22 protein-coding genes and 1 tRNA gene are annotated in these 23,134 nt (G+C 31.2%); 19 read left to right on the top strand and 4 right to left on the bottom strand.

Going from position 1 to position 23,134, the window contains the following annotated elements; genetic code table 11:
• Window positions 1-9: 9 nt before the first annotated feature.
• Window positions 10-648, bottom strand: coding sequence for a transcriptional regulator (locus L8W55_RS03940; RefSeq protein WP_214125995.1), 639 nt, complete (start codon window positions 646-648; stop codon window positions 10-12).
• 244 nt (window positions 649-892) lie between these two features.
• Between L8W55_RS03940 and L8W55_RS03945 the strand changes: the two genes are divergently transcribed.
• From L8W55_RS03945 to L8W55_RS03960, 4 genes are all read left to right on the top strand, one after another.
• The gene (locus L8W55_RS03945; protein WP_263677424.1) at window positions 893-2,317 is read left to right on the top strand and encodes a catalase; all 1,425 of its coding nucleotides are present in this window, start codon (window positions 893-895) and stop codon (window positions 2,315-2,317) included.
• Between the two features lie 52 nt (window positions 2,318-2,369).
• A complete protein-coding gene (locus L8W55_RS03950; RefSeq protein WP_263677426.1) occupies window positions 2,370-2,831 on the top strand; it encodes an ankyrin repeat domain-containing protein in 462 nt (153 codons plus the stop codon).
• A 181-nt stretch (window positions 2,832-3,012) separates the two neighbouring features.
• Window positions 3,013-4,410, top strand: a complete 1,398-nt coding sequence (argH, locus tag L8W55_RS03955) for an argininosuccinate lyase (protein WP_263677427.1) — start codon at window positions 3,013-3,015, stop codon at window positions 4,408-4,410.
• Between the two features lie 20 nt (window positions 4,411-4,430).
• Window positions 4,431-5,762 carry an anaerobic C4-dicarboxylate transporter family protein gene (locus L8W55_RS03960; RefSeq protein WP_263677428.1) on the top strand — a complete coding sequence of 444 codons (1,332 nt, stop codon included), beginning with the start codon at window positions 4,431-4,433 and terminating at the stop codon, window positions 5,760-5,762.
• A gap of 3 nt (window positions 5,763-5,765) precedes the next feature.
• On the opposite strand, the gene L8W55_RS03965 is transcribed toward L8W55_RS03960, so the two are convergent.
• Window positions 5,766-6,440 (bottom strand): transcriptional regulator, encoded by a 675-nt coding sequence (locus tag L8W55_RS03965; protein WP_087700703.1) that lies wholly within the window; start codon window positions 6,438-6,440, stop codon window positions 5,766-5,768.
• Window positions 6,441-6,607: 167 nt separating this feature from the next.
• On the opposite strand from L8W55_RS03965, the gene L8W55_RS03970 reads away from it, so the two are divergent.
• The 7 genes from L8W55_RS03970 (at window position 6,608) to feoB (ending at window position 14,656) form a co-directional block, all read left to right on the top strand.
• Window positions 6,608-6,970, top strand: coding sequence for a Rid family detoxifying hydrolase (locus L8W55_RS03970; RefSeq protein ID WP_240379422.1), 363 nt, complete (start codon window positions 6,608-6,610; stop codon window positions 6,968-6,970).
• A 3-nt stretch (window positions 6,971-6,973) separates the two neighbouring features.
• Entirely contained in the window at window positions 6,974-8,413 is a 1,440-nt protein-coding gene (gene dcuC / locus L8W55_RS03975; protein ID WP_263677431.1) for a C4-dicarboxylate transporter DcuC, read from the top strand.
• Window positions 8,414-8,426: 13 nt separating this feature from the next.
• Entirely contained in the window at window positions 8,427-9,596 is a 1,170-nt protein-coding gene (metC, locus tag L8W55_RS03980; protein ID WP_263677432.1) for a cystathionine beta-lyase, read from the top strand.
• Window positions 9,597-9,599: 3 nt separating this feature from the next.
• On the top strand, window positions 9,600-10,964 hold the full coding sequence (purB, locus tag L8W55_RS03985) for an adenylosuccinate lyase (RefSeq protein ID WP_263677434.1): 1,365 nt from the start codon (window positions 9,600-9,602) through the stop codon (window positions 10,962-10,964).
• Between the two features lie 6 nt (window positions 10,965-10,970).
• Entirely contained in the window at window positions 10,971-12,311 is a 1,341-nt protein-coding gene (locus L8W55_RS03990) for an MmgE/PrpD family protein (RefSeq protein ID WP_263677435.1), read from the top strand.
• A gap of 93 nt (window positions 12,312-12,404) precedes the next feature.
• Window positions 12,405-12,632: a FeoA family protein gene (locus tag L8W55_RS03995; protein WP_039625344.1), complete on the top strand. Its 228-nt coding sequence runs from the start codon at window positions 12,405-12,407 to the stop codon at window positions 12,630-12,632.
• A complete protein-coding gene (feoB, locus tag L8W55_RS04000; RefSeq protein WP_263677437.1) occupies window positions 12,632-14,656 on the top strand; it encodes a ferrous iron transport protein B in 2,025 nt (674 codons plus the stop codon). The genes L8W55_RS03995 and feoB overlap by 1 nt, the downstream gene beginning before the upstream one ends.
• A gap of 15 nt (window positions 14,657-14,671) precedes the next feature.
• Here feoB and tenA read toward each other — a convergent pair whose 3' ends face one another.
• Window positions 14,672-15,337 (bottom strand): thiaminase II, encoded by a 666-nt coding sequence (tenA, locus tag L8W55_RS04005; RefSeq protein WP_263677438.1) that lies wholly within the window; start codon window positions 15,335-15,337, stop codon window positions 14,672-14,674.
• 145 nt (window positions 15,338-15,482) lie between these two features.
• Here tenA and acpP point away from each other — a divergent pair, with 145 nt between their 5' ends.
• The 4 genes from acpP (at window position 15,483) to L8W55_RS04025 (ending at window position 18,040) form a co-directional block, all read left to right on the top strand.
• The gene (gene acpP, locus L8W55_RS04010) at window positions 15,483-15,716 is read left to right on the top strand and encodes an acyl carrier protein (protein WP_263677440.1); all 234 of its coding nucleotides are present in this window, start codon (window positions 15,483-15,485) and stop codon (window positions 15,714-15,716) included.
• A 28-nt stretch (window positions 15,717-15,744) separates the two neighbouring features.
• Window positions 15,745-16,959, top strand: coding sequence for a beta-ketoacyl-ACP synthase II (locus tag L8W55_RS04015; RefSeq protein WP_039627924.1), 1,215 nt, complete (start codon window positions 15,745-15,747; stop codon window positions 16,957-16,959).
• A gap of 1 nt (window position 16,960) precedes the next feature.
• Complete coding sequence (locus tag L8W55_RS04020; protein ID WP_039617520.1) at window positions 16,961-17,896, top strand: acetyl-CoA carboxylase carboxyltransferase subunit alpha; 936 nt, start codon at window positions 16,961-16,963, stop codon at window positions 17,894-17,896.
• A 68-nt stretch (window positions 17,897-17,964) separates the two neighbouring features.
• Window positions 17,965-18,040, top strand: a tRNA-Phe gene (locus L8W55_RS04025).
• Between the two features lie 2 nt (window positions 18,041-18,042).
• On the opposite strand, the gene L8W55_RS04030 is transcribed toward L8W55_RS04025, so the two are convergent.
• Window positions 18,043-18,840, bottom strand: coding sequence for a ferritin-like domain-containing protein (locus tag L8W55_RS04030; protein ID WP_263677443.1), 798 nt, complete (start codon window positions 18,838-18,840; stop codon window positions 18,043-18,045).
• A gap of 81 nt (window positions 18,841-18,921) precedes the next feature.
• Between L8W55_RS04030 and L8W55_RS04035 the strand changes: the two genes are divergently transcribed.
• Genes L8W55_RS04035 through L8W55_RS04050 form a run of 4 tightly spaced genes read left to right on the top strand, consistent with a single transcriptional unit; the run spans window position 18,922 to window position 23,129 of the window.
• Window positions 18,922-19,698: an ABC transporter permease gene (locus L8W55_RS04035; RefSeq protein WP_263677444.1), complete on the top strand. Its 777-nt coding sequence runs from the start codon at window positions 18,922-18,924 to the stop codon at window positions 19,696-19,698.
• Window positions 19,695-20,366, top strand: a complete 672-nt coding sequence (locus L8W55_RS04040) for a capsular polysaccharide export system, ATP-binding protein (protein ID WP_039617525.1) — start codon at window positions 19,695-19,697, stop codon at window positions 20,364-20,366. The genes L8W55_RS04035 and L8W55_RS04040 overlap by 4 nt, the downstream gene beginning before the upstream one ends.
• Window positions 20,356-21,471 (top strand): capsule biosynthesis protein, encoded by a 1,116-nt coding sequence (locus L8W55_RS04045; RefSeq protein ID WP_263677445.1) that lies wholly within the window; start codon window positions 20,356-20,358, stop codon window positions 21,469-21,471. Before L8W55_RS04040 ends, L8W55_RS04045 begins: the two co-directional genes overlap by 11 nt.
• Entirely contained in the window at window positions 21,471-23,129 is a 1,659-nt protein-coding gene (locus tag L8W55_RS04050; protein WP_263677447.1) for a polysaccharide biosynthesis/export family protein, read from the top strand. Before L8W55_RS04045 ends, L8W55_RS04050 begins: the two co-directional genes overlap by 1 nt.
• Window positions 23,130-23,134: the final 5 nt, after the last annotated feature.

Raw genomic sequence — 23,134 nt, forward strand, 5'->3', positions numbered from 1 at the left:
AAATTATGATTATTTAATCTTTTGTAAATGTCTATAAACACTAGGTTCTGAAATGCTCAAAAGCTCAGCAACCTTAGGAATAACACCCTTTACATTAAACACGCCTTTTTCGTATAAACTAGCTATCATTTTTTGCTTTTCTTTTGGTTTTAAGCTTTTACTTTTAAAACTTTCAATATCCATACCCGTAATATCTTCAACAATTTCTTCTAAATCAAGTTTTATATATTCTTTGTTTTCTTGCTCAGGACTTTCATAAGAATTATCATAAATATTTCCAAGATTTAAAATTTCATCAGAGATTTTTTTAAACGCTGAAGTATCATGATTAATACAAAGCAAACCCTCAAGTTTTTCATCTTTTTTGATAAAAAAAGTAGAGCCTGACATTACTTGTGAGCTTTTAGCTGAGGTTTTATAATGTGTTATATAATCACGCTCTAAATAGATTTTATTTTTAATCATTTCAATAGCAAAACCAGTAAGGGGTGAATTTATAGTTCTTTTGCTAATATGGTTATTAGCAATTTCTGCTATATTAGCTCCATCTTCACTTACATCGTGCAAGACTATTTCATAATTTCTGCCCAAGGCTTCTGCAAGAAATTTAACTAATTTAATATAATAAGTTCTTGTTTCCTTATCCATAAGCTCTCCTTTTTTTATTAATTTTGTAGTAAAAATATTTAAAATAAGAATGCTTATTCTTATTTTTTAACAATTTTAATACAAAATAAAAATAATTATGCTTAAAAAAAGATTATTTTTTTAAAAATAAGAATTTTATAATCATTTTTTAAATAATGATAATTTTTATCGTTTAATTTTATTTTAATAATATAGGGATATAATTTATCAGATAATAAAAATTATTATTTAAAAAGGAGACACAATGAAAAAACTAACAAATGATTTTGGAAATATCATAGCCGATAATCAAAATTCGTTAAGCGCGGGTGCTAAAGGTCCACTTTTAATGCAAGATTATATTTTGCTTGAAAAACTTGCTCATCAAAATAGAGAAAGAATTCCAGAAAGAACTGTTCATGCAAAAGGAAGTGGTGCTTATGGAGAACTTAAAATCACAAAAGATATTTCTCAATACACCAAAGCAAAAGTTTTACAGCTTGGAGAAAACACACCTTTATTTATAAGATTTTCAACCGTTGCAGGTGAAGCAGGTGCTGCTGATGCTGAAAGAGATGTAAGAGGTTTTGCAATTAAATTTTATACTAAAGAAGGAAATTGGGATTTAGTAGGTAATAATACTCCGACATTTTTTATAAGAGATGCATATAAATTTCCTGATTTTATCCATACTCAAAAAAGAGATCCAAGAACTCATCTAAGAAGTAATAATGCTGCGTGGGATTTTTGGAGCCTTTGTCCTGAAAGCTTGCACCAAGTTACTATTTTAATGAGTGATAGAGGAATTCCTGCAAGTTATCGTCATATGCATGGTTTTGGAAGTCACACTTATAGTTTGATTAATGATAAAAATGAAAGATTTTGGGTGAAATTTCATTTTAAAACCAAGCAAGGCATTAAAAATTTAACCAACGAGGAAGCGGCAAATTTAATAGCAAATGATAGAGAAAGTCATCAAAGAGATTTATATGAGGCTATTGAAAAAGGAGATTTTCCAAAATGGACTTTCCAAATTCAAGTTTTAAAAGAAGATGAAGCAGAAAAACTAGGTTTTAATCCTTTTGATTTAACTAAAGTTTGGCCACATAGTATTGTGCCTTTAATTGAAGTAGGTGAATTAGTACTTAATAAAAATGTGCAAAATTACTTTAATGAAGTAGAACAAGCTGCATTTAGCCCAAGCAATATCGTTCCTGGTATTGGTTTTAGTCCTGATAAAATGTTGCAAGCTAGAATTTTTTCTTATCCTGATGCACATAGATACCGCATAGGGACAAATTATCATTTATTACCAGTTAATCGTGCAAAAAGTGAAGTAAATACTTATAATGTAGCAGGAGCTATGAATTTTGACACTTATAAAAATGGCCTTGCTTACTATGAGCCAAATAGTTATGATGATAGCCCAAAAGAAGATAAAAGCTATCTTGAGCCTGACTTAGCACTTGAAGGTAGTGCGCAAAGATATGCTCCACTTGATGATGATTTTTATACCCAACCAAGAGCTTTATTTAATATAATGAATCAAGATCAAAAAGAGCAATTATTTAAAAATATCGCTGCTTCTATGAATGGGGTTGAAGAAAAAATCATACAAAGAGCATTAAGTCATTTTGAAAAAATTTCAAGTGAATATGCAAATGGCGTTAAAAAAGCTTTGAAAATGTAATTTTTACTTGCCACTTTAAAAGTGGCAAACTAAAGATTATAAAAGGAAAAATATGTTTAGCAACGAAGAAGAAAAAAGAATTCAAGAACTTTGCACTATGGCTTTTGATTACGCAAGAAAAAATGATTTACAAAATTTAAAGATTATGATAGAAGCAGGTTTGAGTGTGAATTTAAAAAATCACAAAGGTGATAGTCTCTTAATGCTTGCAAGTTATCATAATGCTTATGAATGCGCTAAGTTTTTACTAGAAAATAATGCTAGGGTAGATGAGAAAAATGATAGAGGACAAACTCCATTAGCAGGGGTGTGTTTTAAAGGATATTTGCCTATGTGTAAGCTTTTGGTAGAACATGGGGCAAATATTGATGAAAATAATGGTCTTGGTATGACACCTTTTACTTTTGCACTAATGTTTGGACATAGAGATATAGTAGAGTTTTTAACAAAGCATTCTAAAAAAAGTTTTCTTAAAAAAATAGCTTTTGCTATATTAAAAATTTTTAAAAAATAGTTAAAATTTATAATACATTTAAACTTATCATAATCATTTAAAAATTATCAAAAGAAAATAATTCTCTTGATAAAATCTATATTTTTTATAATTTTTTATTATAAAAAATAAAAAATTTAAGCTATATTAAAACAAAACTAAATAAAATTACTCCCGAACTTTTTTAATGAAAGGATAACAAATGTCTAACAAAACAGAAAAATTATGGGGTGGGCGTTTTGATTTGCCTACAAACAAATTAGTTGAAGAATACACAGCTTCACTGCCAGTTGAGCCAAGACTTGCTCCTTTTGATATACAAGGAAGTATAATTCACTGCACTATGCTTGCAAAACAAGGCATTATAAAAGAAGATGAAGCAAAGACTATCATCAAGGGCTTAGAACAAGTTAGAGAAGAAATTCAAAATGGAACCTTTGTGTTTAATATAGCTGATGAGGATATTCATATGGCTGTGGAAAAAAGAATGACACAAATTGTAGGTCCAGTAGGTGGAAAACTTCATACTGCAAGAAGTAGAAATGACCAAACTACACTTGATTCAAAAATTCACATGAGAGCTGTTATTAAAGAAGTATTAACTCAAATTACTACTTTGCAAGAAGAAATCATCAATCAAGCTCAAAAAAATATCAAAGCTATTATGCCAGGTTATACACATTTACAAACCGGTCAACCGGTGCTTTTTTCACATTGGATCATGGCATATTTTTGGATGTTAAGTAGGGATTATTCTCGTTTTGAAGATTTATATAAAAGAATGAATGAGTGTCCTTTGGGAGCAGCTGCACTTGGTGGAACTACATTTAATATAGACAGACATTTTTGTGCCAAAGAACTAGGTTTTACCAAACCAACAGAAAATAGCATTGATAGTGTTAGCGATAGAGATCATATGGTTGAATTTACTGCTATTGCTGCAATGTGCTTTATGCACCTTAGTCGTTTTTGTGAAGAGCTTATACTTTTTTCAAGTCAAGATTTTAAATTTATAGAATTAAGTGATGATTTTTGTACCGGCTCAAGCATAATGCCTCAAAAGAAAAATCCTGATGTAGCTGAAAAAATGCGTGGTAAGACAGGTAGAATGTATGGTAATGTTATGGCAATGCTAACTATTATGAAAGGTATTCCATTAGCTTATAATACTGATATGAGTGAAGATAAGGCTCAAGTTTATGATTCTATGGATACTTTAATGGCAAGTTTAAAAATCATAACTCCTATGATAGAAAAAATGCAAGTAAATGCTAATAATACAAGAGCAGCTGCTGCAAAAGGTTTTTCAAATGCTACGGATATGGCTGATTATTTAGTAAGAAAAAATATACCATTTAGAGAAGCTCATAGTATAGTTGGCGGGGCTGTGAATTATTGTATTAAACACGGAAAAATGCTTGAAGAGCTTAGCATGGAAGAATTCCATCAATTTAATGAAAATATCCAAGAAGATATTTATGAAGCGATTGCTTTAGAAACTTGTATAGACGCAAGACTTTCTTATGGTGGTACAGGAACAAAAGTAGTATTAGAGCAAATTGAATATGCAAAAGAATTGTTAGATAAATGTAAAAAATAAACAATAAGGGCGAAGATTAGATGGATATTATTTTTATACTTCAACTTTTTATTATTTTTTCTATGATAGCCATAGGTGGTAGATATGGTGGTATAGGACTTGGGGTTGCAGGTGGGCTTGGTATGTGTATTTTGGTTTTAGTCTTTGGTATGCAACCAGCTTCACTTCCTGTAAGTGTTGTGTTTATTATACTTGCTGTGATTACTTGCGTGAGTGTTTTACAAAGTGCAGGTGGGCTTGATTTACTAGTAAAAATAGCTGAAAAAGCATTAAAGAAAAAACCTCAAGCTATTGTTTTTATGGGTCCATTAATCACATCCACTTTTACAATATTTTGTGGTACTACTTATGTAGCTTTTTCTGTTTATCCAGTGATTGCTGAAGTAGCTGCTCAAGCTAAAATTCGCCCTGAAAGACCACTTTCGGTTTCAGTTATAGCAGCAGGTATTGCAGTGGTGGCTTCTCCTATGAGTGCAGCCACTGCAGGTATGGTGGCTATTTTAGCTGTTAGTGGTGTAGGGCTTGTTCAAATATTAGCCGTGGTAATGCCAGCATTTTTAATTGGTGTTATATGTGCTTGTTTGAGTGTTTTTAAAAGAGGAAAAGAGCTTGAGCAAGATGAGGAATTTCAAAGAAGAGTAAGAGCAGGGGAATATCAGTTTTTAACTCAAGATAAACAAGAAGATAAACAAGAAACAGATCCTAAAGTTAAAAGAGCTTTATTGATATTTGCTTTGGGGATTTTAACCATTATTTTCTTTGGGACTTTTACAAATTTATTGCCTCATTATGAGCTTGCAAATGGTAAAATAGAAAGACTTTCTACTCCAAATTTAATCCAAATGATTATGCTTGCAACAGCTTGTTTGATTATGCTTTTTGCTAAAGTTCCTGCTAATAAACTTGGTGAAGCTTCTGTATTTAAATCAGGACTTATAGGCGTTGTAGGGGTTTTTGGTATAGCTTGGATGACAGGAACATTTTTTGAAGCTTATAAGCCTTTATTTAGCGATTCTTTATCGCATATTGTAGAGGATTATCCGTATTTATTTGGTGTAGCTTTATTTGCCTTTTCTATGGTGATTTTTTCTCCAGCTGCAACAGTAGCAGCTTTGATGCCTTTGGGCGTGAGTTTGGGAATTCCTCCTCAAATTCTTATCGTGCTTTATCCTTGTGTGAGTGGAGATTTTATAGTCCCAGGAGCCAATCAAATAGCATGTGTGGCTTTTGATAGAACAGGCACAACAAAAATAGGTAAATTTGTGATCAATCACTCTTACTTAAGACCGGGTTTTGCTCTAATTATCGGCGCTGTTGTAAGTGCTTATTTTATATCACAAATAGTTTTTTAGTTATTAAAGGCTATTTTTAAGTTTTTGTAAATACCTATAGACGCTAGGTTCTGATATGTTAAGCGACTTAGCAACTATAGGTATGCTTCCTTTGATGTTAAAAATTCCTTTCGAATGAAGTTTTTTAATAATTTCATCTTTTTGCTCAGTGCTTAAGCTGTATCCTGAATTTAAATATTTTAAGTCTATGTTTTCGGCTAAAATATCTTCTATAGAATGACTAAGTGTTTCTATATTACTCACATTGTGTAAATTTACATTGTTTTGATTATGAATATCTAATAAATCACTAAAATCATTGATTTTTTCAAGTTCTATGATTTTACTAATAGCATTTCTAAGCTCTGTGGTATCGTGATTTATACATAAAATTCCGACAATTTTATTTTGATTTTTTATAAAAAAAGTTGATCCAGTAACAATCTTAGACTTTCCAACCTTTGCCTTATAATCACATAAAAAGTCTTTATTTAAATACTCTTTTTCTTGTACAAGCTCACTTGCAAAAGAAGTTAGTGGAGAATTAATGGTTCTTCCGCTAATGTGGTTATTTGCAATGGCTGCTATATATGAACCCTCATCTGAAATCACATGAAAAACGATTTCGTATTGATCTCCAAGTACCTGTCCTAAAAACTGAGTAAGTTTGATAAATAATTCTTTTTGTTGCTCATCCATGATCTAGACCTTTTTGTTGTTTTTTGTTATTTTACAAAATATTTTCATCAAAGTTGTTAATATTTACAACAATAAAAAAAATTATTATTATGATAAAAAAATATTGACAATTTATTATTATGATGATAATATTATATTATGATTTCATTTAAACACAAGGAGTATACATGGCAAATTATCCAAAGGCTATAGGACCATATTCAGCTTATAGAGAAGCTAATGGTTTGTTGTTTATTTCAGGACAACTTCCTATTAATCCAGAAAGCGGAAATATAGAAAGTGAAGATGTGAAAGAGCAAACAAGACAATCATTATTAAATATTAAGGCTATATTGGAAGAAAATAATCTTTATTTTAACAATGTAGTTAAAACGACTTGCTTTTTAGCAAATATTGATGATTTTATGGCTTTCAATGAGGTTTATTCTGAATTTTTCGCAGCTCCATATCCTGCAAGAAGTGCTTTTGCGGTAAAAGATCTTCCTAAGGGAGCAAAAGTGGAGATAGAGGTTATTGCTCATAAAGGATAGAGCATGTTGGGTTTATTTTTTGCAGGATGTTCTGTATTTTTACTTGTATTTATGCTCTATAAAAAAATCAACGCCCATATGGCGTTGCTTTTAAGTGGTTTATTCTTGTTAGCTTTAGCAGGAATTTTTGGACTTTCTCCTATTATTAGTGAAAAGCAATCTTTACATTTAGGTCTTTTTGATATTTTCCAAGTAGTAAATACTAAAATGTCAAGTACTCTAGCAGGTCTTGGACTTACTTTGATGTGTATAGCAGGATTTTCTGCTTATATGGATCATGTGGGTGCAAGCTATGCTTTATTTAAAGTATTTGAAAGACCTTTAAAGGCAGTAAAATCACCTTATATTTTATTGCTAGTTTCATATTTTGTAATCCAGTTTTTAGTGCTTTTTATTCCTTCACATGCAGGTTTAGCACTTTTGCTTATGGTTACAATGTATCCTATTTTGGTGCGATCAGGTGTTTCTAAACTTTCTGCACTTTCAATTATCGCTATTTGTCAATACATTGACCATGGTCCAGGCAGTGGCAATGTAATTTTAGCCGCAAAAACAGCTGAAATTGATCCTGCGGTATATTTTGTGCATTATCAGCTTCCTACAACTGTGCCTATTATCATAGCAGTAGGTATTGCGATTTATTTTTGCTCAAAATATTTTGATAAAAAAGAAAATTTCACATTTAACCGTGATGATGTTGAAAAAGAATTAGCAGAACATGATGGCAAAAGTGAAGAGCTTAAAAAGCCACCTAGAATTTATGCGATTTTACCTATTATACCTTTAGTGTTAATTTTGGGCTTTAGTAGTGTTTTAGATAGCATTATGGTATTAATGGGATTTACTACTATGGAAGAAGTTAAAGCAGCTTCATCTACTGCTATTAAAATGAATGTGCCGGTTGCTATGATGATTTCAACCTTTATAGCAATTATTTTTGAAATCATTCGTTATAAAAGTTTGATTGATACTTTAAATTCTATCATGGTATTTTTCAAAGGTATGGGACATTTGTTTGTAATCACAGTCTCTTTGATCGTTTGTGGTCAAGTTTTCGCAAGCGGACTTTTATCAGTTGGCTTTGTGGATACTTTAATAGGTTTTGCAAAAGATGCAGGTTTTGGAGTGCTTGCTATCATCATAGCAGTTTCTATTTTGCTTGCTGTATGTGCATTTTTAATGGGTTCAGGAAATGCAGCATTTTTCTCTTTTGCGCCACTTATCCCAAATATAGCAAAATCTTTTGGCGTTGAAACCATAGCTATGATAGCACCTATTCAAATCATGACAGGTTTTGGCAGATGTGTTTCACCTATTGCACCTGCTATTTTGGCGATTTCAGCTATGGCTAAAGTAAATCCATTACAAGTTGTAAAAAGAACAGCTATTCCTATGCTTGTAGCTGCTATTGTTAATGTGATTATGACTTATGTTTATTTGTAAAAAAGGACTTAAAATGAATAACAAAACTAAATTAATCCACCTAGGAAGAGGCGATCAAAACGCCGAAGTAAGATCAGTTAATCCAACCCTAATGCGTGCATCAACCATACTTTTTAAAGATCACGCAACTTGGCAAAAATACCGCGAGCTAAGAAAAACAGATCGTGTTTTAAGTTATGGTGCTAGAGGAACAGCAACAAATTTTGAACTTGAAAAACTAATTTGTGAGCTTGAAGGTGGTTATAGAGCGCAACTTTTCCCAACAGGACTTGCAGCATTAGCTATGGTGCTTTTAAATTATGCTAGTAAAGATGCTCATTTTTTAATCACTGATGCTATTTATGGACCTGTTAGAACAATTTGTGATTTATTTTTAACTAAAATGGGTGTAGAAATTGACTTTTTAAAAGCTGATGCCTCTGATGTAGAAGAAAAGATCAAACCAAACACAAAATTAATCCTTTGTGAAAGCCCAGGTTCTATACTTTATGAAATCATAGACTTGCCAAAACTTTGTGAAATTGCACACAAACATAACATACCAGTAGCGATTGATAATACCTATTCAAGTGGGTATTTTTTAAATCCGCTTGAGCTTGGAGTAGATATTTCAGTGATTGCCGCAACTAAGTACTTAAGTGGGCATTCAGATGTTACTATGGGTATAGTAGTAATTAATGAAAAAGAATGGAAAAATTTTGACAAATTACCAGAAGCTTTAGGGTTTACCACAAGTCCTGATGATGCTTATTTGGTGCTTCGTGGTATGAGAACTTTAGATGTAAGAATGAAAGCACATGAAAAAAGTGCAGATGAGGTAGTAGAGTTTTTACAAAGTAGAAAAGAAGTTAAAACAATCTTTTATCCAAAATTAAAAACTCATCCAAACCACGAAGTTTTTATGCGTGATCATAAAGGTGCTAATGGTATGGTAACGATTGAATTTGCAGATGGTATTTCAAAAGAACAAGCCATTAAATTTGTAGATAATTTAGAATACTTTTCAATCGGTGCAAGCTGGGGTGGATATGAGAGTTTAGCTACTGTTACTACTCCGCCAAGAACAGCAACAGATTGGAGTACTAGAGGACCTTTTGTGAGATTTCATATAGGTCTTGAAGATAGTAAGGATTTGATTGCTGACTTAAAACAAGCATTTGAAAAAATAAATTTTAAAGGATAAAACATGGGTGTGAGTGTATTTGATATGAGGTTGCTTCAAGATTCTTGGAGTACTCCTGCAATGAGAGCTATTTTTAGTGAAGAAAATAGAATTCAAAAATGGCTTGATGTAGAAGCTGCCCTAGCAAAAGCTCAAGCAAAACTTGGCATTATCCCTAATGAAGCAGCTATAGAAATAGCTAAAAAAGCTCATTATAAATTTATGGATATGGATTTTATTTTTGCTGAGTTTAAAAAGACTAAACACCCTTTAGTACCTACTGTGCGTGGTTTAGAAAAAGCTTGTGAAAATGGTCTTGGTGAATATGTGCATTTTGGTGTAACAACGCAAGATATCATTGATACAGGCATAGTTTTACAATTTAAAGAAGCTATGGCTTTAATCAAGCAAGATTTAAAAGATATAGCTAAAAATTTAGCAAAAATCGCAAAAGAGCACAAAAACACTGCAATGATGGGAAGAACCTTAGCTTTACAAGCTTTACCTATAACTTTTGGACACAAAGTTGCAATTTGGCTTAGTGAGCTTAATCGCCACTATGAAAGAATTATTGAACTTGAAAAAAGATTATATGTAGGATTAATCGTAGGTGCAGTAGGAACTAAAGCAAGCTTAAGTGACAAGGCTAATGAAGTAGAAAAACTTACTTTAGAAAGCTTAGGTTTAGAAGTTCCTGATATCTCATGGCAACCCGCAAGAGATCGTTTTATCGAGCTTGGTTATGTTTTAGGCAATATCAATGCAACCTTTAACAAAATCGCACATCAGCTTTTAATCTTAGCTCATAATGAAATTGATGAAATTGCTGAACCTTTTGGAAAAGGTCAAGTAGGAAGCTCTACTATGCCTCATAAAAGAAATCCTGCAGTAAGTGAAAACGCAGTGACTGTAAGTAATGCCCTAAGAGCTAATATTGCAATTTTAAGCGATATAGAAAGACATGAGCATGAAAGAGATGGCCAAGTTTGGAAAATGGAATGGAAGCTTTTACCAGAAGCATTTTTAATGCTTTCAGTGGTATTAGCAAATATGAAATTTGTCTTTGATGATTTAGAAGTTAAAAAAGACAAAATGTTAAAAAATCTTGATACGCTTAATGGCTTTGTGTTAGCAGAGCGCGTGATGTTTACTTTGAGTGATCATTATGGTAAGCAACATGCACATGAAATTGTTTATGAAAATGCTATGAGAGGCATAGAAAATCATAAAACTTTCAAAGAAGTTTTACTTGAAGATGAGCGTGTGAGTAAGGTTTTAAATGAAAAAGATATTGATGTTTTAATGGATGCTACAACTTATGTAGGTTATGCACCAAAATTAGTTGATGAGTTCTTAGAAAAAATCGCTAATGCACCAATTCTAAAGTAGGAAAAAATGTATTTAAGTGAAAAACTAGCCGAATTTATCGTAAATTTAGACTATGAAGCTATCCCTAGTGAAGTAAAGCAAAGAGCAAAAGAGCTTATGCTTGATGCGTTAGGAACAGCCTTGGCTGCTAAAAATGAAGCTTGTGTTTTAAATGCAACTAAGGCTTTTGAAGCTTTAAGCGTAAATCCTAGTGAAAAAATTTGGAGTGAAGATAAAAAGCTTGAAGTAATTTATGCTGCGATGGTAAATGCTATTGCAGCGCATGCTCTTGATTTTGATGATACTCATACTGAAGCTATTTTGCACGCTAGTGCTATTTTAACTCCACTTTGTTTAACTTATGGATTTAGTGTAAGTAAAGATGGAAAAAAAGTTTTAAAAGCCTTTATTGTTGGTTGGGAAATTGCTGCTAGAGTGGGTATAGCAAGCAAAGGAAGTTTCCATAAACGTGGCTTTCATACTACAGCTATAGCAGGAATTTTTGGTAGTGTGGCTGCAAGTTGTGTTTTACTTGATTTAAACAAAGAACAAATCATCAATGCACTAGGTTTAGCAGGAAGTTTTGCAAGTGGGGTGAATGAGTTTTTATCTAATGGGTCTAATTCTAAAGTTTTACACATAGCTAATGCTTTGAAAAATGGAATTTTAGTAGCAAATTGCGCAAAAGCTAATATGAGCGGTCCTTTGAGTATATTTGAAGGAAGGGATAATGTCTTTAGAACTTTTGGCTTAGAAGATGAGTGTGATAAAAATGAACTTTGTAAGGGCTTGAATGAAATTTGGCAAGTAATGCAAGTATCATTAAAACCTTATCCAAGTTGTCATTTTGCACATGGGCTTATTGATTGTGCTATGAGTTTAAGGAATGATGGCTTAAAAGCACAAGATATCAAAAGTATACATTGCTTTGTAGATGAAGTGCCAATTTCATTTATCTGTGATCCAATAGAAGCAAAATACACTCCACAAAGTGCTTATGCGGCCAAATTTTCTATGCCTTTTTTAATGGCTTTAGCATTTTTTGATGGCAAAATTACTTTAAAATCTTATGAAAATTTAAATAGAGCTGAACTAATAGAATTTGCTAAAAAAATTAGCTATGAAAAGAAAAAATCTAGTGGTTTCCCTAAATACTTTCCAGGGCATTTAGAAGCTGTTTTAAATGATGGAAGAGTAATTAAAAAAGATGTATTTATAAATAAAGGAAATTTTGATAATCCTTTAAGTTTTGATGAATTAAAAGATAAATTTCTTTCTAATGCTAGCATAGCACTTTCTTTAGAAAAGGCTGAGGAATTAGTCAAAAAGCTCCAAAATTTAGAAAATCTAAATGAATTTGATTTCTAGCAATCTCATTTTTTTGAGATTGCTTATTATTTTAAAAAAGAAATAATTTAATTTTTTATATAATGTTTTATCTTAGTTTTTGTAAGGAAAAACATGACTTTAGATACATTAAAAGATAATGAAGAAGCTATTATAGTAGGCTTTGAAGCAGATAAACAACTCCAAGCAAGACTTTTTAGTTTTGGTTTTGCAAAAAACAAAAAAGTTAAAAAAATTCGCTCTTCTATTGCAAATTCTACTATTATGGTAGAACTTGATACAACTTGCGTGATTTTACGCTCAAGTGAAGCAAAAATAATACAAATTTCAAAAGAGTTTTAATGAAAGAAATCATCATTGCTTTAGTGGGTCAGCCAAATGTCGGTAAAAGTTTATTGATTAACGCACTTTGCAAAGCTAATATGAAAGTTGGAAATTTTAGCGGTGTTACGGTTGAAAAGGCTGAGGCTAGATTAATTTATAAAAATTATGAGTTTAAATTTATAGATTTACCAGGAACTTATGCATTAGATGGTTATAGTGAAGAAGAAAAAATCACAAAAGAGTTTTTAAAAAAGGGTAAATTTGATCTTGTAGTAAATGTGCTTGATTCTACAAATTTAGAGCGTAATTTGATTTTAAGCGCGTCTTTAATAGAGGCTAAAATCAAAATGATTATGGCTTTAAATATGCAAGATGAAGCTAAAAATGAAGGTTTTAGTATAGATTTTAAAATTTTATCCCAACTTCTAAATACGCCTTGTCTTGGCGTGTGCGCTAAAACCAAAGAAAATCTAAATACACTTTTGGATTTAATCATTTCAACCCATGAAGCTAAATTTGAAGCCAAAGAGCGTGTTTATAGTGATATCATAGAAGAAGAACTCGCAAAAATAAGTGAATTTTTAAATCAAAATGAAATTACTTATTTAGATTTTTCTACAAAAGATTTAGCGATAGCTTTGCTTAAAAATGAAGCTAATATAGTCATTTCACACGCTTTGAGAAAAATACTTGATGAAGCTTTAGAAAAAATTTATATGGCATATCATAGCAAAGATATGGAAAGTATTTTTAAAGAAGAACTGATTGCTTTTGCAAATGGTATATGTGTTAAAGTTTTAAGTAAGGGTGTTAAGTATAAAAATCATACTAAAGAAATAGACTCTATTTTAATCAATAAATTTTTAGGAATTCCTATATTTTTGTTTTTTATGTGGGCTTTATTTCAACTAACCTTTACTTTAGGTCAAATCCCTATGGATTATATAGAAATGTTTTTTGCTAATTTAGGTGATATGGTAAAAAATAATATTAGCAATGAATTTATCGCTTCAGCCTTAGCTGATGGTGTTTTAGGTGGGGTTGGTGCGGTTATAACTTTTTTACCAAATATTATGATTTTATTTTTTGGTATAGCCTTACTTGAAACAACCGGATATATGGCTAGGGTTGCATTTTTATTAGATGGAATTTTATATAAATTTGGCTTACATGGTAAAAGTTTTATTCCTTTAATCACGGGTTTTGGTTGCTCGGTGCCTGCTTTTATGGCTACAAGAACTTTAAAAAATAAAAAAGATAGATTATTAACTCTTTTTATTATTAATTTTATGAGTTGTGGCGCAAGACTTCCTGTATATGTGCTTTTTGTTGGAGTGTTTTTTCCTGCTGATGTGGCGGGAAATTATCTTTTTGGGATTTATCTTTTGGGTGCATTTTTGGGTTTGATTGTAGCTAAGATTTTAAGAATGAGTGCTTTTAGAGGACAAGATGAACCCTTTGTAATGGAAATGCCAAAATATAGAATGCCAAATTGGAATTTAGTATGGTTTATGGTGTTTAATAAAGCCAAAATGTATTTAAAAAAAGCAGGAACATTTATTTTAATAGCTTCTTTGCTTATTTGGTTTGCAAGTAATTTTCCTGCACAAGAAAATAATACTCAAGATGCTTTAACTCAAGAGCTTCAGATAGAAAATAGTTATCTTGGACAATTTGGCAAAGCAATAGAGCCTATTTTTGCACCACTTGGCTTTGATTGGAAACTTAGTGTATCTTTGGTAAGTGGTTTAGCAGCTAAAGAAGTGATGATTTCCACTATGGGTGTGCTTTATTCTTTAGGTGATGAAGTTGATGAGACAAGTTTAAATTTACAAGAGGCTATAAAAGAAAACATCCCTTTTAGCACAGCAGTTGCTTTTATACTTTTTGTTATGATTTATAATCCTTGCTTTGCAGCAACTATAGTTTTTGCTAAAGAAGCAGGAAATAAAAAATATGCATGGTATCTTTTTATATTTACATCTTTATGTGCGTATTTGGTTGCTTTTGTAGGGATTAATATTGCTAAATTGATAATTTAATCATCTTTATGATGATTAAATTTCCATTTTTTGCTCTAAAGAATGTTGCCAAAAGGCTGTTTCAAGTCTTACAGTAGTATAAAAAATTTCGTTTAATTTTTTAAATTTTTCTTCGCTAATGCTATTTGCATAAGAATTAAAAAAATCTTTAAATTCTTTAATTTCATCTTGAAATTCTTTTCCCGCATAGGTTAAAATCCACTCTTTGTAAGGGTGATTTTCTAAACTTTTTTCATCAAGTCCTTTATAAATTTCTTCTCCTATATATGCATAGCCTATAGCACAAGCACTCAAAGCACATAGCATATCTAAATAATCTCCATTTTGTCCCACACTTAGTAAGTACCTTGTATAAGCAATATTGGTTAAACTTTCATCTTTATAGTCTAGTTTTTCTACATCAATACCTAGCTTTAAAATACTTCTATGAAGCTCTAATTCTCCTTCTAAAGTGTAGTTTTGATTTTTAATAGCAAATTGAATTTCTTTAGCATTATTTGCATTTAAAGCAAGCAAAGCATAGCATTTTGCATAATTATTTAAAAAGATATAGTCTTGTTTAAGGTAAAACAAAAATACATCTTTTTCTAAAGTGCCATTTTGAAGTTTTTTTACAAATTCATGATAGATGTATTGATCCCAAGTTTTTTTATTTTCTTTTATAAGTCTATCCAAAAGCATTAATTTCCTTTGTTAAAAATTAAGCTTTTATTTAAACACAGATAATTAAATTTTTCGTAATAATCTTTAATTTTTAACTTTTTAAACAAGAAATTTATTTTTTTATTGTAAAATGTGGTTTAATTTTTTAAACTAGGAGATAAAAATGGCAATTTTGGATGATGTAAAAAAAGTAGTTGTTGAGCAACTTAGTGTTGATGAAGATGCAGTTAAAATGGAATCTAAAATCATTGAAGATTTAGGTGCAGATTCTTTAGATGTTGTTGAATTAGTTATGGCTTTAGAAGAAAAATTTGATGTAGAAATTCCAGACAGTGATGCTGAAAAACTAGTAAAAATCGAAGATGTTGTTAATTATATAGAAAATCTTCAAAAATAATTTTAATTTTTAAAATAAGGAGTGCGGTTTGAAACGCGTTGTAGTAACAGGTATAGGAATGATCAATGCCCTTGGTTTAGACAAAGATAGCTCATTTAAAGCAATTTGTGATGGCAAAAGTGGCGTTGATAAAATCACTCTTTTTGATACCACTGATTTTCCAGTGCAAATTGCTGCTGAAGTAAAAAATTTTGATCCTTTAAGTGTCTGCGATGCTAAAGAGGTTAAAAAAATAGATCGTTTTATACAACTTGGTATTAAAGCAGCAAGAGAAGCTATGGAAGATGCTAAATTTGATGAAACTTTAAACAAAGAAGAATTTGGTGTAGTTTCAGCAGCTGGTATAGGTGGTTTACCAAATATAGAAAAAAATTCCGTTACTTGCGCACAGCGTGGACCACGTAAAATTACTCCTTTTTTCATACCATCAGCTTTGGTTAATATGCTTGGTGGGATTATTTCAATCGAGCATGGATTACAAGGACCAAATATCTCATGCGTGACTGCTTGTGCAGCGGGAACTCATGCTATAGGCGAAGCTTATAAAAGCATAGCTTTAGGCAATGCAGATAAAATGCTTGTAGTAGGTGCTGAAGCAGCTATTTGTGCTGTGGGTATAGGTGGCTTTGCTGCTATGAAAGCTCTTTCTACTAGAAATGATGATCCAGCTAAGGCTTCAAGACCATTTGACAAAGAAAGAGATGGTTTTGTGATGGGTGAGGGTGCTGGTGCTTTAGTGTTTGAAGAGTATGAGGCTGCTAAAAAGCGTGGAGCTAAAATTTATGCTGAGTTAGTAGGTTTTGGCGAAAGTGCAGATGCACATCATATCACTTCGCCTACTTTAGAAGGACCATTGCGTGCTATGAAAAAAGCTTTAAAAATGGCAGGAAATCCAAAAGTAGATTATATTAATGCGCACGGAACTTCTACTCCGGTAAATGATAAAAATGAAACAGCAGCTATTAAAGAACTTTTCAAAGATCAAATTCCTTTAGTTAGTTCTACAAAAGGTCAAACAGGCCATTGCTTAGGTGCTGCTGGTGCTATTGAAGCTGTTATTTCTTTGATGGCGCTTGATCAAGGTATATTACCGCCAACTATCAATCAAATCGTAGCAGATGAAAACTGTGATCTTGACTATATACCAAATACTGCAAGAAAAAGCGAAGTTAATGTAGTAATGAGCAATTCTTTTGGTTTTGGTGGAACAAATGGTTGTGTGATTTTCAAAAAAGTAGATTAATATGGCTTCTTATTTAGATTTTGAAAAAAATATTCAGCAAATTGATGAGGATTTAGCAAATGCTAAAATCAAAGGCGATGATGAAGCGGTAAAAATTTTAGAAAAAAATCTTGAAAAAGAAACTCAAAAAGTTTATAAAAATTTAAGCGATTACCAGCGCTTACAGCTTGCAAGACATCCTGATCGTCCTTATGCGCTTGACTATATTCAAGCTATATTAAGTGATGCTTATGAAATTCATGGTGATCGTGCTTTTAGAGATGATCCTGCTATTGTGTGTTATGCAGGCTATATAGGTGGGAAAAAAGTTATTGTTATAGGTGAGCAAAAAGGTAGAGGTACTAAAGATAAACTTCATAGAAATTTTGGTATGCCTCATCCTGAAGGTTATAGAAAAGCTCTAAGAGTGGCAAAAATGGCTGAAAAATTTGACATACCAGTATTATTTTTAGTGGATACTCCAGGTGCTTACCCAGGAGTGGGTGCTGAAGAGCGTGGTCAAAGTGAGGCTATAGCTAGAAATTTATATGAATTAAGCGCTCTTAAAACAATCACTATAGCAGTAGTTATAGGCGAAGGTGGAAGTGGTGGTGCTTTGGCTATAGGAGTAGCTGATAAACTTGCTATGATGAAAAATTCAGTTTTTTCTGTGATTTCACCTGAGGGTTGTGCTGCTATTTTATGGAATGATCCATCAAAAAGTGAAGCTGCTACTAAGGCCATGAAAGTAACTGCTGATGATTTAAAAACCCAAGGTTTGATCGATGATGTCATCGAAGAGCCAATGAGTGGAGCTCATAGAGATAAAGAAAATGCGATTAAAAATTTAAGTGATTATGTCTTAAAAGCTATAGAAGAATTAGAACAATACGATAAACGCGAATTAGCTGCATTAAGAATGCAAAAAATCTTTAAATTTGGAGCTTTTTCTGAATAATTTGCATTTTTATGCAAATTTCAACTTTTTTTAAAAAAACTATTGTATAATTACAACTTCAATTCAGTGGTTGGATAGCTCAGTCGGTAGAGCAGCAGACTGAAAATCTGCGTGTCGGCAGTTCGATTCTGCCTCTAACCACCATTTCATTTTTTATTATAAAAATCATCTAATTTTTGAAGTTCATTTTCGCTAAATCCTGCTTGAATTCTAGCTGTTTTATTATATACTTTTCCTAAAAGGTTAAATTCTTTATATTTGGCACAAAGATCAAGGTAGTTATCATTTTCATTTTTTGCATAATTCCACCAAAAATCCCCTTTATTTACATGTTTAATCTCATCATTTAATATAATGGTAAAAATTTCACCAAATAAACTTTTTATAGGATGATTAGTGGTGTTTAATTTTTCTAAAACAAAAGGATTAGCATCAAGTCCTTTTGCTTCAAGTCCTCTATGCACTATGCCCATTCTATGAGCAAGATTATCTTTGGTTAAAAACAAGGCTTTTTCAAGATTATCATGCGCATGGAAATCTCCATATTTAAAACCAAGTTCATTTAAAGTTTTTTCTAAAAGTAAAAAATGCTTAATTTCTTCATCAGCTACCTCAAGCCAATCTTGATAAAATTTCAATGGCAAGTTTTTAAATCTATAACTAGCATCTAAAGCCAAATTTATAGCACTATATTCTATATGTGCAACTGAATGTAAGATTTTAGCTAAAGATAAAGTGCTATTTGCCTCTTTTGGACGTCTTATTTTCATAGGATGAAGGATTTTAACTTGTGAGTTTTTACAAATGATCGCTTCATGGGAATGATTAAAATCATACAAATTAGATTTGAAATTTTCATAAAATTCATTAAATAATTCAATCTTTTTAAAAATATCTTTGTGATATAAAATTTTTTCTAATTCTTCAAAGAAATTTCTTTTCATTTTTAAACCTTGTTAAATATTATATAAGATAAAAAAGTATAATATAAAAATTTTGAAAATTTAAAAAGGTTTGCTAAAAATATGTTTAATGTCATACATGCTCTATTTTTTAGAGAGCTAAAGACAAGATTTGGTGTTAATAAATATTTAGGCTATTTTTGGGTTATCGGAGAGCCTATGATGGTGGTTTTGGTAATCACTTCTATTGTGGCAGCTATTAGAGAATTTCATCATCAAATCATGCCTGAGGGTGTTTCTATCTTTTTATTTTTAGCAATAGGGATTATACCTTTTTTTATGTTTAGGAGCATTATTACTCAGCTTTTAAATGGTATAGGATCAAATTTAACTCTTTTTGCTTATAAACCTATTCGCCCTATACATGTTTTTATTGCTAGGACTATGCTTGAATTTTGTATTTATTTTACTATTTTTATTTGTGTAATGTTTTTAGCAGGTTGGTTTTTGCATATGCAAGTTATACCTAAACATTTTTTAGGAGTGATGTTTTCGTTTTTTTTACTTGTGGTATTTGGCTTTGCTATGGGAATGTGTTTTGCTATAGCAGGACATTTTGCAGAGCCTTTAAAAATGGCATTAAATTATTTAAATATAGTTTTATACTGGACAGCTTTGGTGGTATTTCCTATATGGATAGTTCCAAAACCTATTTTAGACATTTTATATTACAATCCACTTTTGCATATCATGGAACTTTTAAAATATAATTTTTTTCAAAATTATCCATTACTTGATGATTATAATTATTATTACCCTATTGCATGTTTAAGTGTGATTTTGTTTTTGGGATTGTTTTTTTATTATTTTACTAGAGAAAAGTTGATAGCGGTGCGATGATAAAATTAGTTAATTTAACCAAATCTTTTCCCTTACGTAATGGCGGAAGACATTATGTTTTTAAAAACTTAAGTTTTGAGTTTCCTGAAAATTGTAGTATAGGTTTGATGGGGCGCAATGGTGCTGGAAAATCCACTTTAATGAAACTTTTAAGTGGTTCTTTGCTTCCAGATAGAGGTAAGATTATAACTAATAAAAAATTATCTTGGCCACTAGGCTTAGCAGGTGCGTTTCAACATAGACTCTCAGCAAGGGACAATGCACGTTTTGTGGCTAGAGTATATGGTTATAAAGGAAAGGCCTTAGAAGAAAAGATTAAATTTGTTGAAGATTTTGCTGAGCTTGGTAAATTTTTTGATGAGCCTATGAACACTTACTCAGCAGGTATGAGCGCTAGAATATCTTTTGGTTTAAGCATGGCATTTGATTTTGATTATTATTTGATTGACGAAGCAGGTGCTGTGGGGGATCCTAAATTTAGAGAAAAAAGTTCTAAAATTTATAAAGAAAAATTAAGTCAGTCAAAAGTTATTATGGTTTCGCATAATGTAGCTGAAATTAAACAATGGTGTGATAAAATTATATTCATGCAAGATGGGCAAGCTACTATATATGATGATGTAGATGAGGGTATAGCGGTGTATCAAGGAAAAATAAATGCAAAATGATTTATTAAAAAAGTTTAAAAATTTAGAAATATTTAATTCTTTTAAAATAGTATTAATTTTAACAGCATTTGTTGTATTTTATTATGTTTTTATAGCAGCAAATCGCTATGTGAGTGAAAGTGTTTTAAGTGTGAAATCAACTACAGGAGATAGCGGAGCTATCACCGGAATCGCCGCATTTTTGACTAATAATTCTTTTTCAAGCGAGGATATAACTTTCTTAAAATCTTACATCCATTCTTTAGATATGTTAAATATCTTAGAAGAAAAAGTTCAAATTCGTGAGTTATATCAAAAACAAAAACTTGATTTTTTTTATAGTATTTCTTCATCGGCTAATCAGGAAGAGTTTTTAAAGTATTATCAAAACCGTGTTAAGATTATTCAAGAAGACTCAGCTAATGGACTTTTGCGTGTAGAAGTTGAAGGTTTTAACCCACAAAATGCGCATTTGATAGCTTCAACTATAGTTAAAGAAAGTGAAAAATTTATCAATGAAATTTCACATAAAGCCGCAAGAGATCAAATGCAATTTGCTGAAGAAGAGCTTTTGCAATTTAAAAAAAGATACCAAAAAGCTAAAGATGAACTTTTAGCTTTTCAAAATAAATATGGAGTATTTGATCCACTTAAACAAGCAGAAGGTACTCTAAAACTCATTGCTGAACTTGAATCAAAAATAGCAGCCAAAGAAGCTGAACTTTTGATGATGCAAAGCTATATAAATGATAATGCACCACAAATTGTCACTATAAAAAGTGAAATCACAGCTTTAAAAAAACAACTTCAAAAAGAAAAATCCAAAGTTTCATCCCCAAAATCCTCTCAAAAGCTTAATGATCTTGCAGCTAAATTTCAAGATCTAACCATAGAGGCAGGTTTTGCAGAAAGTGCTTACACAGCTGCATTAAAAGCTTATGAAAGTGCTAGGATAGAAGCTTTAAGAAAGATAAAACAAGTAGTTATAGTGCAAAGTCCAAGTTTACCTCAAAGTGCTAAATACCCAGAAGCTTTGTATAATATACTCACAGCTTTTATGATTTTATCTTTGATTTATGGAATTGTTAAATTTATTAAAATGATTATAGAGGAGCATAGATACTAATGAAAAAGATATTTTTACTTTTACTTTTACCTTTGTTTTTATTTTCAGCGGTAGATGTTTCTCAAATTGCGAAAATTCAAAATCAGCCATTGACTCCATCTTTAGAGCCACAAATTATAAATTATGATAACAACCAAAGTGATTTTAATCAAACTCAAACTCCGATAACTAAAGTTTTTGGTGCACATTTATTTAATGGTAATTTTACTAAATTTACTCAACATGTTTACAATCCTGACTATAAATTAGCAGTAGGCGATAGGATTAATGTAAAAATTTGGGGTGCGGTAGAGTTTATACAAACTTTAACAGTAGATTCTCAAGGAAATATTTTTATACCAAAAGTAGGAGCAATTAATCTTTTGGGTGTGAAAAATAGTGCTTTGGTACAAGTTATTACAAAAGCTATTAATAAAATTTATAAAAGCAATGTCTATGTATATGCGGATATGGATATTTATCAAAATGTATCGGTATTTGTTACAGGAAATGTGAATCAACCAGGCCTTTATCAAGGACTAAGCTCAGATTCTATTATACAGTATTTAGACAAAGCAAGTGGAATTAATTTAGAATATGGTAGTTTTAGAGATATTCAAATTTTAAGAGATAATAAAGTCATTAAAAAGATAGATTTATATGACTTTTTACTTAAAGGTCAGCTTGATCTTTTCCCTTTTAGAATGGGCGATGTGATTTTAGTAGGTAGTGTGCAAAAGTATGTTTTTGTAGAAGGAGATGTGCAAAAACCTTTTAGATTTGAGCTCAGTAATGATATTTTAAATTTAGAAGATATAGCCAAAGTTGCAGGAGCTAAGCCTATAGTAACTAATGCAGTGGTAAAAAGCTATAGAGATGATCATAAATTACACGTAGATGCGTATAGTAAAAAGCAGTTTATAGGCGTGAAATTATATAATGGTGATGAGATAGAGTTTAGACCTGATTATACTGCGCAAAATATTAGCATTAGCATAGAAGGTGAGCATAGTGGTTTGCATTCAGTGGTGGTAAAAAAAGGCACAACTTTAGCTGAACTTGCTAAAATGATTACAGTTAATGATCAATCAAACATCAATGCCTTGCAAGTTTTTAGAAAAAGTGTAGCAGCTACCCAAAAACAACTTATTGAAGCCCAACTTAAAGAGCTTGAAACACTAGCTCTAACAAGCTCTTCAGTTAATGCTGAGCAAGCTAGCATTAGAGCTACTCAAGCTAAGACGATTTTAGAATTTATTGCACGTGCAAAGCAAGCCCAACCAAAAGGACAAATCGTTATAGATAATGTCAAAGCGTATAATTCTATAGTATTAGAAGAAGGTGATGTAGTAAATGTACCTAGTAAAAATAATCTTGTTTTAGTTCAAGGTGAAGTTTCTATACCAGGTGCGTTTGTATATATGGATAAAGAAAAATTAAGATATTATATCAACCTAGCAGGTGGTTTTAGCGATAGAGCTGATATATCAAGAGTTTTGGTAATCAATGCTAATGGCAAAGCAACTAAATACAGCGGTAGAAGCTCAGCAGATATCAAAGCAGGAGATTCTATTTTAGTTTTACCAAAAGTAGATAGTCAAAATTTACAAATCTTTAGCATGTTAACACAAATTTTATATCAAATAGCTATTGCAACCAATGTAGTGCTAAATATATAGGAATT

The organism is Campylobacter sp. FU_520 (assembly GCF_025772385.1).
GTDB classification, from domain to species: domain Bacteria; phylum Campylobacterota; class Campylobacteria; order Campylobacterales; family Campylobacteraceae; genus Campylobacter_D; species Campylobacter_D lari_C.

Bases quoted from the DNA above. Each gene is read 5' to 3' on its own strand.
- L8W55_RS03940 (WP_214125995.1), bottom strand. From the start codon at position 648: ATGGATAAGGAAACAAGAACTTATTATATTAAATTAGTTAAATTTCTT.
- L8W55_RS03945 (WP_263677424.1), top strand. From the start codon at position 893: ATGAAAAAACTAACAAATGATTTTGGAAATATCATAGCCGATAATCAA.
- L8W55_RS03950 (WP_263677426.1), top strand. From the start codon at position 2,370: ATGTTTAGCAACGAAGAAGAAAAAAGAATTCAAGAACTTTGCACTATG.
- argH (WP_263677427.1), top strand. From the start codon at position 3,013: ATGTCTAACAAAACAGAAAAATTATGGGGTGGGCGTTTTGATTTGCCT.
- L8W55_RS03960 (WP_263677428.1), top strand. From the start codon at position 4,431: ATGGATATTATTTTTATACTTCAACTTTTTATTATTTTTTCTATGATA.
- L8W55_RS03965 (WP_087700703.1), bottom strand. From the start codon at position 6,440: ATGGATGAGCAACAAAAAGAATTATTTATCAAACTTACTCAGTTTTTA.
- L8W55_RS03970 (WP_240379422.1), top strand. From the start codon at position 6,608: ATGGCAAATTATCCAAAGGCTATAGGACCATATTCAGCTTATAGAGAA.
- dcuC (WP_263677431.1), top strand. From the start codon at position 6,974: ATGTTGGGTTTATTTTTTGCAGGATGTTCTGTATTTTTACTTGTATTT.
- metC (WP_263677432.1), top strand. From the start codon at position 8,427: ATGAATAACAAAACTAAATTAATCCACCTAGGAAGAGGCGATCAAAAC.
- purB (WP_263677434.1), top strand. From the start codon at position 9,600: ATGGGTGTGAGTGTATTTGATATGAGGTTGCTTCAAGATTCTTGGAGT.
- L8W55_RS03990 (WP_263677435.1), top strand. From the start codon at position 10,971: ATGTATTTAAGTGAAAAACTAGCCGAATTTATCGTAAATTTAGACTAT.
- L8W55_RS03995 (WP_039625344.1), top strand. From the start codon at position 12,405: ATGACTTTAGATACATTAAAAGATAATGAAGAAGCTATTATAGTAGGC.
- feoB (WP_263677437.1), top strand. From the start codon at position 12,632: ATGAAAGAAATCATCATTGCTTTAGTGGGTCAGCCAAATGTCGGTAAA.
- tenA (WP_263677438.1), bottom strand. From the start codon at position 15,337: ATGCTTTTGGATAGACTTATAAAAGAAAATAAAAAAACTTGGGATCAA.
- acpP (WP_263677440.1), top strand. From the start codon at position 15,483: ATGGCAATTTTGGATGATGTAAAAAAAGTAGTTGTTGAGCAACTTAGT.
- L8W55_RS04020 (WP_039617520.1), top strand. From the start codon at position 16,961: ATGGCTTCTTATTTAGATTTTGAAAAAAATATTCAGCAAATTGATGAG.
- L8W55_RS04030 (WP_263677443.1), bottom strand. From the start codon at position 18,840: ATGAAAAGAAATTTCTTTGAAGAATTAGAAAAAATTTTATATCACAAA.
- L8W55_RS04035 (WP_263677444.1), top strand. From the start codon at position 18,922: ATGTTTAATGTCATACATGCTCTATTTTTTAGAGAGCTAAAGACAAGA.
- L8W55_RS04040 (WP_039617525.1), top strand. From the start codon at position 19,695: ATGATAAAATTAGTTAATTTAACCAAATCTTTTCCCTTACGTAATGGC.
- L8W55_RS04045 (WP_263677445.1), top strand. From the start codon at position 20,356: ATGCAAAATGATTTATTAAAAAAGTTTAAAAATTTAGAAATATTTAAT.
- L8W55_RS04050 (WP_263677447.1), top strand. From the start codon at position 21,471: ATGAAAAAGATATTTTTACTTTTACTTTTACCTTTGTTTTTATTTTCA.